Origin of the sequence: Prosthecodimorpha hirschii, from assembly GCF_001305515.1 — a bacterium.
In the GTDB taxonomy this organism is placed as follows: Bacteria; Pseudomonadota; Alphaproteobacteria; order Rhizobiales; family Ancalomicrobiaceae; genus Prosthecodimorpha; species Prosthecodimorpha hirschii.
Window position 1 is genome coordinate 1,470,640 of record NZ_LJYW01000001.1, and the last position, 16,724, is coordinate 1,487,363.

Annotated in this window: 11 protein-coding genes and 2 pseudogenes; 4 read left to right on the top strand and 9 right to left on the bottom strand. The window is 59.1% G+C overall.

Features of this window, described 5'->3' with window-relative positions:
* Positions 1-61: 61 nt before the first annotated feature.
* From ABB55_RS06325 to ABB55_RS06350, 6 genes and pseudogenes are all read right to left on the bottom strand, one after another.
* Positions 62-1,207, bottom strand: a complete 1,146-nt coding sequence (locus ABB55_RS06325; RefSeq protein WP_054358054.1) for a glycosyltransferase — start codon at positions 1,205-1,207, stop codon at positions 62-64.
* Entirely contained in the window at positions 1,204-2,295 is a 1,092-nt protein-coding gene (locus tag ABB55_RS06330) for a hypothetical protein (protein WP_152981941.1), read from the bottom strand. Before ABB55_RS06330 ends, ABB55_RS06325 begins: the two co-directional genes overlap by 4 nt.
* 203 nt (positions 2,296-2,498) lie before the next feature.
* Positions 2,499-3,323, bottom strand: a complete 825-nt coding sequence (locus ABB55_RS28755) for a glycosyltransferase family 2 protein (RefSeq protein WP_160321178.1) — start codon at positions 3,321-3,323, stop codon at positions 2,499-2,501.
* Positions 3,320-4,579, bottom strand: coding sequence for a hypothetical protein (locus ABB55_RS30255; protein WP_054358056.1), 1,260 nt, complete (start codon positions 4,577-4,579; stop codon positions 3,320-3,322). Before ABB55_RS30255 ends, ABB55_RS28755 begins: the two co-directional genes overlap by 4 nt.
* Positions 4,580-4,682: 103 nt before the next feature.
* Positions 4,683-5,948 (bottom strand): glycosyltransferase family 4 protein, encoded by a 1,266-nt coding sequence (locus ABB55_RS28760; protein ID WP_152981942.1) that lies wholly within the window; start codon positions 5,946-5,948, stop codon positions 4,683-4,685.
* Between the two features lie 840 nt (positions 5,949-6,788).
* Positions 6,789-7,971: pseudogene (locus ABB55_RS06350) on the bottom strand (IS3 family transposase).
* A gap of 111 nt (positions 7,972-8,082) precedes the next feature.
* Between ABB55_RS06350 and istA the strand changes: the two are divergent.
* Positions 8,083-9,336 (top strand): annotated as a pseudogene (istA, locus tag ABB55_RS06360) (IS21 family transposase).
* Entirely contained in the window at positions 9,333-10,199 is an 867-nt protein-coding gene (gene istB, locus ABB55_RS06365; protein WP_054358059.1) for an IS21-like element helper ATPase IstB, read from the top strand. Before istA ends, istB begins: the two are co-directional and overlap by 4 nt.
* 305 nt (positions 10,200-10,504) lie before the next feature.
* Here istB and ABB55_RS06370 read toward each other — a convergent pair whose 3' ends face one another.
* A complete protein-coding gene (locus ABB55_RS06370; protein WP_152981943.1) occupies positions 10,505-11,911 on the bottom strand; it encodes a lipopolysaccharide biosynthesis protein in 1,407 nt (468 codons plus the stop codon).
* Between the two features lie 123 nt (positions 11,912-12,034).
* Here ABB55_RS06370 and ABB55_RS28770 point away from each other — a divergent pair.
* Positions 12,035-12,873 (top strand): IS5 family transposase gene (locus tag ABB55_RS28770; RefSeq protein WP_152981944.1). Its coding sequence is split into 2 segments (ribosomal slippage): positions 12,035-12,419 and positions 12,419-12,873, totalling 840 coding nucleotides; the frame shifts between segments, so codons are not numbered across the junction.
* A gap of 697 nt (positions 12,874-13,570) precedes the next feature.
* Here ABB55_RS28770 and ABB55_RS29580 read toward each other — a convergent pair.
* Entirely contained in the window at positions 13,571-13,825 is a 255-nt protein-coding gene (locus ABB55_RS29580) for a hypothetical protein (protein ID WP_152981946.1), read from the bottom strand.
* 710 nt (positions 13,826-14,535) lie between these two features.
* Here ABB55_RS29580 and ABB55_RS28775 point away from each other — a divergent pair.
* Complete coding sequence (locus ABB55_RS28775) at positions 14,536-15,951, top strand: IS110 family transposase (protein ID WP_244471981.1); 1,416 nt, start codon at positions 14,536-14,538, stop codon at positions 15,949-15,951.
* Between the two features lie 193 nt (positions 15,952-16,144).
* Here the strand turns inward: ABB55_RS28775 and nusG are convergent, their stop codons facing one another.
* Entirely contained in the window at positions 16,145-16,663 is a 519-nt protein-coding gene (gene nusG, locus ABB55_RS06390; RefSeq protein WP_276326398.1) for a transcription termination/antitermination protein NusG, read from the bottom strand.
* Positions 16,664-16,724: the final 61 nt, after the last annotated feature.

The following is a 16,724-nucleotide window of genomic DNA, read 5'->3' on the forward strand; positions in this document are numbered from 1 at the left end:
GTCGTCGCTTCGCGTTCCGTGACACGCGGTAGACTGCGAGCGGGCTCCATTACGCCGCCGTCTACCGCGTGGTCCCATTGTCGAACGGCAACCCGGCTAGCGCGGAAACGGCGCGACAGAGCTCCTGCACATCACCGCCGGGCGCCACGGCCGTCGCGGCCTCGCAGAACTGCCGCCAAAGCGCCTCATCTTCGGCGAGCAGCCGCATGAAGAACGCCAGACCTTCGGGATTGTCAGGCTCGACGACGAAGCCGTTGACGGCGGAGCGAATGAGAAGATCGCGAGCCCCGCAATTGTCCGACAGGATCACCGGAAGCCCCATGGCTTGGGCCTCGGGAACGACATTGCCGAACTGTTCCTCGATACTCGGCAGCAGCAGCGCGACAGCGTCGGCGAGGTGGTGCACCACCTCTTCGGTCTGCACGAAACCCGTGAAACAGACGTCCGCCGCGATGCCGAGGCGTTCGGCCTGCTGCTTCAGCGTGGGCTCCAGGGGCCCAGAACCGCACAAGACAAGCGAGCGCGGTGCTGCCGTCGTGGTGTTCCGGTAGATCCGGTAGGCGTCGAGTAGTATGGCTAGGTTCTTTTTCGGTACCAGTCGCGCGACGCTGACGAAGCGGCGTTCGGCGTAAGGTGTGCCACCCGGCGCGATCGGCTGCCCCGATAGCCGCCGAATCCTCGCGATCGACACAGTGTTGTATTCGCCGAAGACACGCGCTGCGGGAACACCGAGAAAACGGAAATAGTCGGTCGACCGCAGGCCCGAACCGATCGCGCCCTGATAGGGCAGAAACATCGTCGCCTTGAGCATTTCCTTCCAGGCGCGGCGCGGCTTGTCGTCGAATTTCGAGCACCCCATCGTGAAGACACGTGAGCCGCCGAGGCGCAGCGAGACCGCGAAGAGGAAGATAGCCGGAAGGTTCCAATGGCACAGGACGTAGTCGCCGCGGCCGAGGCTATGGGCGGTCGCGATCAGGCGGGCGAGAAGACGCGGCGTGGACACCGTGGTGAGGTCCTGTCCGGGGAACAGAGTGATCCTCTCGAAGCCGGAGTCGTCGAAGCTCCGCCAGCCGTAGACGTCGCTCTTCGAGCACAGTTCGATGCCCACCACTCGACGGTCGCGCCCGAACGCCGCTGCGACGGCGCGGGCGCGGTCCTCGTGCAACGGGCCGAAATTGTCCCAGAGGAGGGCGAGCGGCCGGGTCACTTTGACGTGCTCGTGACAATATCGGCCACATCGACAATGATGAAGCGACGCCGGCCATTCTCGGTGGCGTCGACGCCGATGCGCGAACCAGCCCGGTTCCAGCGCGGATGCAGATCACATTTCAGATCGGTGTCCTTCGACCCGACATCATGCACAAACGTGGCGAGATCGATCCGACGCCGCGCTGCGATGTCCACCAGCAAAAGGGGGGTCTCGCCGTTAGTGGGATTCGGGTACTCGTCAGTTACAATCCACGCTCGGTCCGGCGATGTCATCGGGTGTCCGTCTTGCGGCAGGACCCCGGACAGGAATGGGGCTCGAGCCCCGGTCTCCGCGGAGAGGGTGAAATAGCTTTCGCTGAGGAGCACGCCCTTCAGACGCGCGCGTGATTTTCGTGCCAGGGCAATGAGCGGCCTAAACAACGGCAATGCCAGCACGCCCGAGCGTCGGGCGGCGGCAAGCCCCTTCATTCCACGGCGCATCCAGACAACGATCGTATTCTCGTCCAGCCAGTCGAAATGGCTGATTTTCTCCTGTTCGAGGAGCTTCAGGCTCGTACCATCGGGGCGGGCGGAAAACAAAATCGAGTAAAGTGCATGATCTTTCGAGAAAAACCGCAGCATGAAGACGATGCGGGTTCCCTCTCGGTTGAAAGACACGTGCGTGACGAAGACTGGGACATCGGAACCGATGGCACCGCCCGTGGCGGCGACTAGTTCGGGAATGGAGAAGACGAGCGACCGCGCACCGGTCATCAAGTCAATCCGCCACAGGCCGTCGTCCTTGGGCTGAGCCAGTGCGTCGCGGGAGCTACCGAAACCGGCATAGCCGTAGGCAGGCCAAAGCGCTCCAAGTCGCGTAAAACTGGGGGCCATGGCGAAGCAGCCGTCCGGAGCGATCGCCCCGAGCGCATGCGGCAGTTCACGCTGCTTTCCCGTCGTCAGGTCGACGAAGGCACAGCCCGGCCTTCCCTCAACAGACTTGTTGTAGACGAGCGTTGCCTCTGCCTGCGGCACCCACATGGCGCGTGCACCTTGCTGGAAGTTCCAGCAATTCGTCGCGCCCATTGTCTGGACGTCGTTGGTCATAGGGTCCCAAACCACCACCTCAGCCAAATCATCAGGCCGAGGCATGCAGCGCAATTTTGGATCGACTCGGTGCAGCAGCACGCGGCGATCGTCGGGACTCCAGGGCGTGACATCATGGAAGCCGAAGAAATAGGAGGCATCCCTAGGCGCACCGGCTACAATTCTATCTCGCACTAGACCAATCCTACCCGGTACAGGTGATTTCAAGGCGCGATAAGCGAGTGAGGCAAACGACCTGGGATCAAGCGATCCGCGATCCGCGTCAGCAGACGGGTCGGCCGCATCAGATGTGTGGCGTAGGCATTCAGTCGGCGCAGTCGCAGGTCGAGGAGAGTACGTTCGCGGCCGACTACTTTACGGAACATCCGCTCGTGATTGACCACACTCAACGCCGCATGACTCTGGCTGCCGGTGATACTGGTTGGATGAACGACAAATGCCGACCAGAAGCCCGGTACCGGCCGCAGAGTCATTCCGGCGAGGGACAAATCGACCAGCAACTCGGCGTCCCAACTTGTGTGGTTCTCGGTCTCGAAACCGCCAACCTCGCGGAAACTGTTGGCCTTTATGAAAGTTGATTGCTGTAGAACTAAGGAGCGCCCCCACACGAAGGACCGCGCACTGAAGGGAGTGGAGTACACTCTGCGCAGCGGCTTGCCGTCGACATCGGCAATATAACCATTGGCATAGACGCAGTCCGCAGACGGCGCACTTGAAATGGCTTTGGCTGCTTGATTAAGTGCACCGGGAAGAAAAAAATCATCGGAATTAATATATCCGAACCAATCTCCCGTCGCAAGTGCAAAACCTTTGTTTAGTCCGTCGGCGGGGCCATTGTCCTTCTCAAAAACCACGTGGTCAAGCTGCGGGCGGTATCGCTCAATGATCTCGCGGCTGCCGTCGGTCGAGCCTGGGTCAACGACAATATACTCGACATTAACGCCCGTCTGACTGAGCACGGAGCGCAAGGCGCGTTCGAGGAAGGGGGCTTGATTGAACGATATGGTGACGATGGAGAACTTCATCATTCCACCCTCAAGTGTAGCGGCCGAAGAAGTGGCCGCTGGCGCCGGACCGCGGCAGGGACTATGACCACCGGCAGTTGCCGCCGTGCCATCAGGATCATCAGATAGAGTGCCGCCGCCTCCATGACCCGACCCGTCAGCCCGAACGGCGAGAACGGAATGTCCCACAGTAGGCTGATCCCGATGAAAGCGACGAAGCCGGTTAGCGGGCTGGGTTTTCGGACTGCGGCGAGTAGCCCCTTGCCGGTGACGAACAGCGCCCATACCCAGAACGCCGCACCGAACATGCCGTGTTCTACCCATGCCCCGAGAAGGTGAGAATGGGATGGGATGAGGTCGCTAATGATCGGGGAACTCTTTAATCCCAGTCGTTCTCTTTCTGCCATATACAGCAAGACATAGTCGATATCGCGTGCCCATGAGCCGTGACCGAGAACCGGCGAGTCCATGATCGCCGGGATCGACGCCAGCGACTCCGAGCGGCCGCCCAGCACAAGGCCGACGTCAGTTTCGGCCTGACTGAAATACTTGTCCTGCGCTTCGCGGCCGAGCAGACCCTCCCTGGCGGTGTAGTGATAGATATTGATAACCAACATTCCCGCCAGTACCGAAGTGACGCCGATGGCCACTAGATGCGGCACGGCCAGCGGCCGGCGCCGCCCGGCAGTAAGCACGGACATCAGCCCTGCCAGGGCCGTGATGCCGATAAGGTTGCGGGCATTCATCAACAGCGCCATAGCCGCCGCGCCGAACGGCAGCGCGACCGCCAGCGGCCGCGACCACGCTGAACGGAGCAGCCACGCCGAGGCCAGAAGCGCCGTGGCAGAAACTAGCTGCCCGTAGCCCATCTTCCATGCACCGCCAAACACGTCTTGACCAAGTTCATCACCATCCCACCCGTACGCGAGGCGCGCTGCTTTTGCGATCATTAGAAAGTAGATGAGAAATATCGCCCGTCCGAGGTCGTTGCCGATGAGCCAGCGCAACGCGGTGAAATTCATTGCCATAATGCCGATCTTCGCCCAACCGCGCGAGAGATCGTCGAATGCGGACCCATTATAGAGGTCCGACGCGATCGCCGCTAAAAACCACAAGACTGCGAAAAAATAAAAATGTAAAACATCGCCTGATGGCCGCAGGCAGCGGGTCAGCGCGACGACCGCACATCCACCGAGAATGATCTCTGTTCCCGTCAATCGTCCAATGATGTTGAGTTCGGCAACCATGGCGAGGGCGGCGAATGCGAGAAACAGCTTCATGTCGGTTTCCCAATCATTGCTCTGAAATTGGAAATGCGTGTCAGGCGGCAGTTCTCGTCCCTGCGACTAAATCGCCTGCGCGCGGTGCGCGCCACAAACATTCTCACGGACGGTCGCTCAAAATTCGATCGTAAACTGCCTCGAGTTGCCGACCGTAGGTATCCTGGGTATAGAACTGCTTAACAATTTGCGCGTTCTCCGCACCCACAACGTCGATTTGATCACTTGACAACGCCGCTTCCATGGCGTGCTTCAAAGCATCGACATTGCCCGCCGGGATAAGGGTGCCGTGGACGCCATCCTTGACAACGGAACCTGCGTTATCCGTCGTAATGACGTAGCAACCGCATGCCATGGCCTCGAAAACTACACGCGCCGATCCCTCTATCCACGTTGGAAAGACGAAAACGTCGGCCTCAGACATCTCCTGGGCAAGGGTTGCGCGGTCTAAATTACCAACATAGCGAATCGGTAAAGACTGTTCCGCTGCTTGGAGGGGCTTCGCAAGTGCCGGGTCAATCGTGCCGGCGATCACCAGGGACCAACCGGTGGACGGAAGTTTCCAGAGCGCGTCCAAAAGAATGGAAGCCCCCTTCCGCTCCGTGAAGTATCCAGCAAATAGAAAACGCAAATTAGAAGATGGGCGACATTTACGCGAGACCGGAATCTTCGCAAGAAACGCCTCATCAACACCTTGGGATACGACAAATATTCGATCGGGATCCCAACCGATGCGCTCGAATGTATGCTTTACAAATTCAGAGTTTACGAGAACGTACTGCGCAGAGTTGATATCTCGTAGCGCATACTGTGCCCAGAGTTGTTTCGGTTCGGTTATCGGAGCGTCTGCAAGACAGCCATTTGCGGTGATGAGGCCATCAAGCATCTGAGGATGAACAATCGAGTGATCACACAATGTGCGGATTCCCATCGCCTCCGCGTAACGCACCGATGACAGCCCGTAAGCTGCTCTAAAATGGTATATCCCGATCCGGCTTGAATTCCGCCGCAGAATTTTCTTGGCTTTACGAACAAATAAAATCAATGACAAATGATTAAAAATCTTATCTACGGGAAAATTTACAGAAATACTTTTCAACAAAATATGCATCTCAGCAAACACATCGGCAAAGACAGCTGAATATACATACTTGTCATCAACATCCACCTTTCGCCCAACAAATTTGCGAATCTTAACCGAATTTTTTATCAATCGAGGACCAAAAAGAGAAATTATTGTATCATAAGGATAGAAACCACACAACAACCCAGCGAGCCGACCGCGACGATAGGCTTCCGCAGCTGCAGATGTCATATGGAAATTCTTAAAACCGCTTGTGATGAAAACAGCACTAGGCACCCCCTTCACTTCCGCCTCCAAGGTTATGAACGATTGCTGTCAGAGCCCTCTTTGGAAAACTCCCTGTGTCACGGGGCTCTTGCGATTTTGCGCAGGACGACACAGATCGTGGCGAGATGGGCGAAAACGACGTGCGTGCGGGTGCAGTTCCCCAAGTCCGTGGTGCGGCGGCGGCAGTGGTTCGGCTAGGCGAGCGTCCACAGGACGCCCCACAACTTCGGCAGGACGACGACACCCTGGGCTCGTCGTTCCGCCTTACAATCGCCAGCGGCCCGCTTGACCGCGGCGGCGCTGTTCCCGCCCTGACAGCCGCCGTCCGCGGCGACACTCACCAAGAACGAAAGGCGGCGGACCTTGCTTGAGACGGTGAGGCAGCCCTCTCGATCCTGGATTTCGGCGGGCCAGACATAGATCCCAAGCATCAGCCGAGGGTACCGATGACCGCACACCACTTGCGGCCTCTGACCTCCTTACCGGCAATGTAACCTATGGGACCCGGCGTCCCAGTCCGGCGCCCTACATGCACTGGCTGTCGACGATGGCGAGGGCGGGGCGGGCCTTCTTGCCGGCCCCCTCTCGGTTTTGTTCGTACAGCTCACATTGGTAAAGGCGTAGCGTGCCACCGCATTGCGAGCGGATGAAGTTGCCATGAGCTACCGATCGCGGTGGCAAGTCTCGGGGCAGCACCCGCCATTGGCAGCCGGTCTCAAAATCTTGGAGGTCCGCATTTATCGACCCGCGCAGATCCGCCACCGACTTTGACCCCACCCACACTGTACAATGTCGACGTAGGGGCGAACAAGCGTCCACTCCGTATTCGCCATTTCAACGTAAATTTGTCCACACGTCTTATCCAGCCTTGCGTTTGTTCCGGCGGTTGGATTTGCCCTCTCGGGCGGGTTGAGCGGCGTGGGCAGACGCCGCGCTACTCACGCTGCGGAGCGTCCGATCCCGCCGCGAATGGAAGGTGGCCGCGAAGTCCATCGGCATCTGCCACCCGAGCTTCGAATGCGGCCTTGTTGTGTTGTAGTCGATCTGCCATCGCAGGAGGGAGGCTCTGGCCTGGGTCAGGCTGGAAAACAACGTCTCGTTCAACAACTCATCTCGCAGTCGACCATTGAAGTTCTCGATGAAGCCATTTTGCATCGGCTTGCCGGGCGCGATGTAGTGCCACTCTACCTCGGTCGCATCGGTCCAGGCCAGGATGGCGTTGGAGGTCAGCTCGCTGCCATCGTCACTCACGATCATCCTGGGCTTGCCGCGGGCGGCCAGGAGTCTGTCGAGCTCGCGAGCGACTCTCACACTCGACAGCGACGTGTCCGCCACCAGAGCCAGGCACTCGCGGGTGCAATCGTCGACGACCCCCAGCATCCGGAAGCGCCGTCCGTCTGTCATCTGGTCGGCGACGAAGTCCAGAGACCAGCGCTCATTCGGTCGCAACGGGATCATCAACGGTGCACGTGTCCCGATCGCCCGCTTGCGGCCGCCGCGCCGACGGCCGGTCAGGCGCTCCTCGCGGTTGAGCCTGACCGGCCGTTTGTAGTTTACCTCGAAGCCTTCGCGCCGGAGCAGCACATGCAAACGCCTATATCCGAACCGTCGCCGTTCCCGGGCGATAGCCTTCATGCGCCCGTGCAGCGAGGCGTCATCCCCAAGCGTGGTTTTGTATCTAACGGTCATACGGCAGAAGCCGGTGGCTTTACACGCCCGCCGTTCGCTCATCCCATGGGTGTCCATGAGGTGGCGACAGCTTTCCGCTCGGCAGCGGGCGTCACCACTTCTTTCCCAAGAGATCCTTCAGCGCGACGTTGTCGAGCATCGCATCGGCCAGCATCCGCTTCAGCTTGGAATTCTCGTCCTCGAGCGCCCGCAGCCGCTTGGCCTCAGATACATCCATCCCGCCGAAGCGAGCCTTCCACTTGTAGATGCTGGCTTCGCTGACCCCGTGCTTGCGGGAAAGATCCGACACCGGGATCCCCGCCTCGTGCTCCTTCAGGATCCCGATATGAGCGGGCGTTGAATTCTCCCCAATTGTGTGCCTCGAAAATTCCCCACCTTGCGCCGTTCCGCCCTCTGGCATGCCAGAGGGCGGAACGGCGCGTCGTCGCCGATGCTGGAATCCTTCTGCGGGAGGGGCGGATCGGTGGTCACACTTGGGGAACTCATGATGATCCTGGAACTGCGCCGGCAGGGACTAACGGTGACGGAGATCGCCCGCCGGCTCGGTCTCGATCGCAAGACGGTCAGGCGCTACATCGCGAAGGGACTGGAGCCGGCCGCCTATGGTCCACGGGTGCGTCGGCCGAAGGGCGTCGATCCGTTCCTTCCTTATCTTCGCGAGCGGCTGGCGGCCTAACCGGGCCTGACTGCGGTCCGGCTATGGCGGGAACTTTGCGAGCGGGGCTTCCCGGGCGGCTACACCGCCGTGAAGCGGGCCGTCCACGCCCTGCGGCCGGATCCGGTCAAGCCCTTCGAGGTGCGCTTCGAGACGCCACCGGGCGAGCAGGCGCAAGTCGACATGGCGCGATTCGAGGTCGCGTTCACGAATGAGCCGGGCGTCACGCGCATCGTCTGGCTGTTCTCCTTGGTGCTCGGCCATTCCCGCCTGATCTGGGCGCGTTTCGTCGTTCACCATGACCTGCAGACGATCCTGCGCTACCACATCGCCGCCCTGGAGGCGATCGGCGGCGCGCCGCGCGAGATCCTCTACGACCGCATGAAGACGGCAGTGGTCGGGGAGGATCCGGACGGGTTGGTCGTCAACAACCGCGGCCTTCTCGATCTCGCCCGGCACTATGGCTTCCAGCCGCGCGCCTGCCGGCCGTATCGGGCCAAGACCAAGGGCAAGGTGGAACGGCCGTTCCGCTACATCCGCGAAGACTTCTTCCTGGCCCGGACATTCCGCGATCTGGAAGACCTCAACGCCCAACTCCGGCATTGGCTCGATACCGTCGCCAATCCCCGCATCCACGCCACCACCGGCCGGGTCGTCGCCGAGGAGATGCCGGCGCTGAAGCCGCTGCCGCTGGTGCCCTACCGGTCGCTTCTGAAGCTCGATCGGCGCGTCTCGCACGAGGGCATGGTCAACGTCGGCGGCAATCTCAACAGCGTGCCCGACACTACGAGGAGCCGCATTCTGGATGCCCATGTCGCCCCCGACGAGATCCGCATCTTCTAGGACGGCGCCCTCATCGCCGCCCATGCACCCCTCGAAGGCCGCGACCGCAGCCGGGTCGATCCGGCGCATCGCAAGCCGAGACCGTCTCCGAACCATAGTGGCGGCACCGACCAACCTGTCGTCATCCACGGCGCCGGCGACCGGGTCGCGCGCCGATCGCTCGACTTCTACGACGCCGTCGCCCGCCGCCTCGCCACCGTCCAGGGAGGCGCAAGATGAGCGCCGGAGAGCACCTGCCCGTCCTCGACCGCATCAAGCGCAGCCTGGTCGGCCTGAGGATGCCACGCGCCATCGAGATCCTCGATGCCACCGTGCGGCGCATCGAGCGCGGCGAGACCACAGCCCTGGAGGCGATCGACACGCTGCTCGCCGAGGAACTGACGCAGCGCGAGAGCCGACGCGTCAAGACGGCCCTCGTCATGGCCCGGCTGCCGGCCATCAAGACCCTGGCGGAGTTCGACTTCTCGTTCCAGCCTTCGCTCGACCGGAACCGCGTCATGGCCCTCGCCGAGCTGAAGTTCGTCGACCGCTGCGAGACCCTCCACTTCCTCGGGCCGCCCGGCACCGGCAAGAGCCATCTGTCGATCGCTCTCGGCGTCGAGGCGGTCAGGGCGGCCAAGAGCGTCTACTTCGCCACCCTGGCCGATCTGGTCGGCGCCCTGGCCAAGGCAGAGCACGAAGGAACCCTGCGCGAGAAGATCCGCTTCTTCTGCCGCTTCGCTCTCCTGATCGTCGACGAGATCGGCTACCTGCCCGTCATCCCCGGCGGCGGCAACCTCTTCTTCCAACTCGTCAATGCCCGCTACGAACGCGGCGCCATGATCCTGACCTCCAACCGCGGGGTCGCCGAATGGGGCGAGGTCTTCGGCGACCCCGTCGTCGACACCGCGCTCCTCGACCGCCTGCTGCACCATGCAAGCTTCGTCCAGATCGACGGCGCGAGCTACCGCCTGCGTCATCATGCCGATCTGGTCCCGGAACACATCCGGTCGAAGGCCATCATCCAGTCGCCGCCGATCGCAATCCCGCGCCGGCGCGGTCATCCGCCCAAATCAGGAGCTGCAGACCAGAACCACCACTGACCGAAACCACTCTCAACCGGGGAATTTTAAGAGCCCACAAGTGGGGAGATTCCGCGGCCCGTTGACAACCGATGATCTGCTCTTCAGTGAACCGGCTGCGCCCCATGTTCTGGTCCTCTCGATGGGCCAGAACGAATTTCAAGCTGGATTGTCCCAGTGGGGCAACGTCAAACTAGATAGCGCGGGACCTTCTAAGTATAGGAGATATGTAACTCCGGTTTCCACATCGTCGCTTCCAACGAATTGGCGCCCACTACACAATTACAAACGATTTTAATTCTTCAAATTCCTGCAGGACTGTATTTTTAAAACGCCTCCAACGTGGCTCGCCAAATCGCCAGAAAAATCTCTCTAGCGTTACGCTGCTTGAACAGAACTAATCCGATGCCACGCAGCACAATGGCCAGCATGATAAGTTCGAGCGCAATCAGCGGCATTGCGATCGCCCAAACGCCGAACACCGTCAGAACCGCGAGTACCGCGAGCACTGCGAACGCCGTCAACGCCAGGAACAGCGGCGCGTACGCTGCTGCGTGATTGACGATCATCAGAAGATTCGAAAGCGGGTGCCAAACCACGTTCACGGCCATCACAGCCACCAGGGAAAAAAGCAGCACCGGTTCGGGGACGATCCGCCCATTGGTCCATAAATAGATAACGCCCGACCCGAAGACACTAAGAAAGAGAGCGGATCCCACCCCGACAACGGCGCTGCTCAGGATCGTAAGGCCAACATACTTCTCGATCGAATGGAGGTCACCTGCGAAATGTGCGCGCGCCGTTACGGGAAGGATAGCGTGGTTGAACATACTGAGGATTTGCATAGGGAAGCGCGACATCGTCCGAATCACTGTAAACTGCGTAACCATAGCGGGCGATATCGCCAACCCGATGACCAAGGGCACGCCTTGGAGATAGACCGCTAGCGCAGCGGGCATCGCCATCGTGGCGATCGACGGCCGCAATAGCGCCTCCAGCACCTGCCTCGAGAATCCGCGAATATTAAACTGCAGCCATGGCACTAAGCGAAATAGCAGCAGGCCCTGCCCGATTGCCGACAGCGCGCGGATGGTAACAAGAGCGACCGCAGCATCGATCAGCGAGCCTCCCGCCAGCGCCACGCAAATTGTCGAAGAGCTTTCGACAAGCCGGATCCCACTTAGCAGCATCGTGCCGGTGGCGTAGCGGTCAAATGCGCAGAAGCCCGCGTGGATCGCGGCGCTTATCAGTGCGGCCGCGCCAAAGAAGATGAGAAGCGTGACAACTGACCGCACCCCCAAATAACCGTCGCTAAAATGCAGGTCGGGTAAGATGACGCCCTGGATCAGAAAGATGGCGATTACCGAAAGCACGATAGCGATTGCGGCGAGGCTGAAGAATGTGGTCAGAAAAATAGTATTTGCGCCGGCGCGATCCTTAGCGGTGATCTTCTCTATCATCGAGCTGGTGGCGGAAGTCGTAAGGCCGACGTCACTCATTGCGATGAAGGCAGGAATTGTCGACGCCAAAATCCAGATTCCGTAGATCTCGCTACCCCAGCACATCAACAGCACTGGAACTGTTATGACTTGAAAAAAGATCGCGACCAAAAAGCCGAAAACATTGGACCCAAGATTCCGAACGACGGGTCGGGCGCAAGAGACCGACTTGAGCACCCCCACGAAAGGACTTGTGATCGTGCCTATCAGATCTCGCCAGGCGCTGGAATTCATAAGGATATCTCTTTTTTACTAGGGCTTTATTGGGGTCTTATCAGAGCCCGTCCGCAATCATATTGAGTGATAGGAATCGTTTGTGATTCAAGGGAGGTGGCCTGATTCTCGGGGAGGTCGCCGATGTGGACGGACGAAAACCGCAGTCGCTACGACCGCAGCAAGCTGCGCTATCCCAGCGACCTGACCGACGCGGAGTGGGCTCTGGTCGAACCGCTGATCCCGCGGGCCAAGCCGGGCGGGAACAAGCGCCGGGTGAACGAGCGCGAAGTGGTCAACGGGCTGATGTATATGCTCTCCACCGGCTGTCAGTGGCGGGCGATCCCGAAGGACCTGCCGCCGCGCTCGACCGTGCACGACTATTTCGAGCGCTGGAGCCACGACGGCACGTTCGGTGCGATCCACCATGCGCTCTACGTGAAATGTCGCGAGCAGGCCGGGCGCGAGGCCAGCCCGACCGCGGCGATCATCGACAGCCAGAGCGTGAGAGGCGCAGAAAAAGGGGGGCCGCGATCGATCCTTCGGGCTACGACGCGGGCAAGAAGATCAAGGGCAAGAAGCGCCACATCCTCGTCGACAGGCAGGGCTTCCTGATGCATGCGATCGTGCACGCTGCTGACGTCCAGGACCGCGACGGCGGCGTCCTGCTCATGGCGAGCCTGTTCGGTCTGTTCCCGTTCCTCATGAAGCTCTACGCCGACGGCGGCTTCCAGGGACCGGCATTTCGTCGGGTCTTGAAGAGGGTCGTCGCCCGGGTGAACGTCGAGATCGTCAAGCGCACCGACAAGGCCAAGGGCTTCGTCGTGTTACCGAGACGTTGGGTGGTCGAGCGTTCCTTCGCCCGGCTCGGCCGATGCCGGCGACTGGCCAAGGACTGGGAGTGCCTCGACCGGAAATCCCTCGCATTCCTGCGCCTCGCCTCCATTCGACTCATGCTGCGAAGGCTCTGTAATCCATCATGATGTTCCCGGACGGACTCTTATAACATTCGACTCTCGAAATGTACCTATCTGCAATTTTCTTTGTATGAACGCTGTATATAATAATTCAAAAATGCATATACAGACTAATACAATTTATATCTTTCTCAAAATAAATTTTACTCGATTTGAAAAGAGCTCATATTCATCATATCCTTCGAGCATTCTACGCTTATCGATCGTAAGATGCTGCACACCACGCATTCCAAACATTTGCTCGTCAGTTTCTATTGTAAATCCGGCTTGCTCGAATAATTTACGATACTCACCACGCCGTAAACGATTCAAATACGTATTCAAGGTGAAATTTGGATTAGTCAAATGCTCCCAAGCAGTCGCGGCGCAATTGCCATCTACTTTATGTGGATACCATTTCAAATCATGGCCACCTGAAATTCCAGTAAAGATGAACGGTCGCGTGATTACAACTCCGCCCGGCGTCAATTTCTGACGAATATTCCGCAAAAGACAGTGCAGGTTTTCAAGAGGAGTATGTTCGAATACGTCAGTCGAAAAACACGATCGGCTGACGCAATCCGCTGCCAAGTAAATATTTCACCAGAATTGCCAATAGTGAAATTGACCTCTTCTAGATTATACTCAACACAATACTCCTTCATGCCACGATGAAAATCGCTCCATTGCCAGCTATCAAATAGCAAATGACGGACAGAGCTCTTCAGACCACGTTCCATGTCGTTTTTACAAAAACCCGCAGTATATCTCTAAAATTAAGAACCGGAACATCAATGTCGATTGCCTCGACAGCAGCAAAGAACGCAGTAAATGCAAATGCACGATGCGGTCGCGCACCAAATCCCACTTCGACAACATTCGATTCCTTTACATATTTACCAGTGCATTTTTCGTATAGATCTATAATTTCTTTCAATTCGACAGTGCATGCTCTTGCTGTCTCATAGCCTCCGATCATTCTGGAGCGCATTCGCAGCAATTAGAAGTTATATTTCATCTTATTCAATAGAGATACGCAGGCATTAGATGAGTTAGATGTCTTTCGGCTTTGGGAATCAGAGTTCTTTTTCATCGCAACTCCTCGCACAATACACAAAGAGACACACCAACAGCGCACTTTGTGCGCCGTTCGAAGGTTGAAATTTCTTTTTCGAATCGGAGCGAAAGACAGCACCCGACAATGAATGTTTAACTTCGCTGGCTTTTGGCGCGAAGTTCACGGCAGCGTAGGAGACCTCCATCCTACTAAAGGCAGAAAAATGTGCGGCGGTCGGCGAGGTCTACCGCAAAGCCCGGAATTGGAGAGGCTACTCTATAGCGGATTTTGGACTCAGCTGTATTAGAGACGGATTTCAGCGGAGTTGATTTGATTCGTAGTCTTTGGCAGCATAAATATATCTGACTTAAATAGTCAATCGATAAATAGCGAAGCCGTTGTGCGGCTTTAAATACATAGCCCACACAACATTGAAAAAATTAAACGGCAAATGCCGTCACCCGAAACGTAGATCTCGGTCGCATGAAAAGCGTCTGAATACTCTATGTCTTACGCATTATTACATGCACCTCTCAGTTCGATCCGTTTCGACTAATCTGATTGGATCGGATCGATCTGCCGTAAGCGACCGATTGCCCCCTGTGATTCGAGCACCTGGGGGGCAGCATGCGGTGAGAATTTCGGACCTACGGGGCCGCAAGGCCGGCGAGCGCATCTTTGCCCATGGCGGCGAGGGCCTGGCCGACATGGCCGGATGGCTCGTTGCCGTGACCGGCGTCGAGCCGGACGGGATCGACGTGGCGATCGAGGTCCCCCACGGTCCCGTGGTGGAAAGCCTCCTGGAACGCGGCTTCCGTGTCCACGCCATCAATCCCAAGCAACTCGATCGCTTCCGGGATCGCTTCTCGCCCGCCGGTGCCAAGGACGACAGCCGGGATGCGGAGGTCCTGGCCGACGCGCTCAGGACCGACCGCCGGTGTTTCCGCCGGCTCGCGCCGCTCGACCCGGTGCTGGTCGAGCTGCGGGAGTGGTCGCGCATGGCTGAGGAATTGCGGGCCGAGCGCAACCGACTGGGCAACCGCGTCCGCGAACAGCTCTGGCGCTACTATCCGCAGGTCCTTGACCTCGCCGACGATGTCGCGGCCGGCTGGTTTCTCGACCTGTGGGCGCTCCTTCCCACGCCCGAGAAGGCGCGGAGGGTGCGCGAGGAGACCGTCGCCCGACTGCTCAAGCGCCACCGCATCCGCCGCTTCACAGCTGCGGACGTGCTCGAGCGGCTGCGCCGTACCGCCGTTCTGGTCGCACCGGGCACAACCGAGGCCGCCGTCGCCCATGTCCAAGCCCTCGCCAAGCGGCTCGATCTGGTCAACCGCCAGAATGCCGAAGCCGAGACCAGGCTCGACCGCCTGACCGAACGCATGGCGCAGGCGCGAGCGGATGCCGAGCCCGGCGAACCGGGGCAGGACGAGGTGCAACAGGGCGGGGCGCAGCGTGACGTGACGATCCTCAGATCCTTGCCGGGCGTCGGAAGGGTCGTCCTCGCCACGCTGCTGGCAGAAGCCTGGGAGGCCCTGCAGCGCCGAGATTATCACGCGTTGCGCTGCCTGTGCGGGGTCGCACCGGTCACCAAACGATCGGGCAAGTCCAAGATCGTCCAACGTCGACAGGCCGCCCATCAGCGCCTCGCCAACGCCGTCTACCATTGGTCCCGCGCGCCGTACAGCACGACCCCAGAAGCCGCGCCAAGTACGCCGCACTCCGCAAGCGCGGTCACGGTCACGCCCGCGCCCTGCGTTCCGTCGGAGACCGTCTCATCGCCGTCGCCTGAGCCATGCTCGAAACCGGAACCACATTCGATCCGGTTATCGCTCGTGAAAGAGCCTCAGCTCTCACCTAAAGCCAATTCAGAAACGACGGAGAGTCCCCCACGCACCTGGAGGAACTACTTCATCACGGTCGGTGAATTATTCCAAACGAGCGTTAAGCACCCGAATTTTAAGACTTATTTGGAGCTATATTTCCGAAACCCGACTATACGCGCAATTCAATCTATAGTTGAAAAAGCCAATACACGCTTTATGCCCTGAATCTTGGCTCAAACCCTCGGAATCGAGGGCCGCTTCAGTTGCAAAACACAACCGCCTCACGCTCGATAACGCCGCATATCAAACACATAAAAAACCCCTCATGCCCGTGCCACAAATTCCCATGCTACCGCCATCAGGGTGAAACGCCTTTCACCCACCCAAAAACCGGCGATAAGTCACCCGGCAAATGCCGTCAGGCAACCGGTTGCAGCATGGTTCGTGCCACGCGGGCGCGAAGTGTGTTGCCGTTCAAGAGCGTCAACAGCAATTCGACGCGGCCTTTGGCGTCGAGGCTGAGGAGTTCGCCGATGCCGCCGGCCAGGGGACCGGCAGTCAGGCGGACGCGATCGCCCGGCTGGAAGCCGTAGTCGGGTTCTATGACACCATCAGGACGGACGGAGGCGGCGAGTGCCTTCACCAAGCTTTCAGGAACGGCCAGGGGGCGGTCTCCGAACATCACCAGCGAGGCAACGCCGGTGGTGCCGTTAACCGAACGCCAGCGGTCGCGGGTCACATCGAGACTGACGAAGAGATAGCGCGGGAACAGCGCAGCGCGCACGGTTTCGATGCGACGGGCGTGGCGGCGGGATTTTTCGATGAGAGGAAGAAACGCGCGCCAACCCTGTCGCTCGATGTGGAAACGCGCTAACGGCTCCTTGTTCGGCAAGGTGTAAACCGCATACCACCGTTGACCCGCACCATTCTCCGACAAATCCAGCCCTCACAAACATAGTCCCATATTCATCGATTGGCGTTCATTCTACCCATCCGTG

What these genes read in the sequence shown, in the direction of transcription:
- ABB55_RS06330 (WP_152981941.1), bottom strand. Translation starts at nt 2,295, where the DNA reads ATGACCAACGACGTCCAGACAATGGGCGCGACGAATTGCTGGAACTTC.
- ABB55_RS28755 (WP_160321178.1), bottom strand. Translation starts at nt 3,323, where the DNA reads ATGATGAAGTTCTCCATCGTCACCATATCGTTCAATCAAGCCCCCTTC.
- ABB55_RS30255 (WP_054358056.1), bottom strand. Translation starts at nt 4,579, where the DNA reads ATGAAGCTGTTTCTCGCATTCGCCGCCCTCGCCATGGTTGCCGAACTC.
- istB (WP_054358059.1), top strand. Translation starts at nt 9,333, where the DNA reads ATGAGCGCCGGAGAGCACCTGCCCGTCCTCGACCGCATCAAGCGCAGC.
- ABB55_RS06370 (WP_152981943.1), bottom strand. Translation starts at nt 11,911, where the DNA reads ATGAATTCCAGCGCCTGGCGAGATCTGATAGGCACGATCACAAGTCCT.
- ABB55_RS29580 (WP_152981946.1), bottom strand. Translation starts at nt 13,825, where the DNA reads ATGATCGGAGGCTATGAGACAGCAAGAGCATGCACTGTCGAATTGAAA.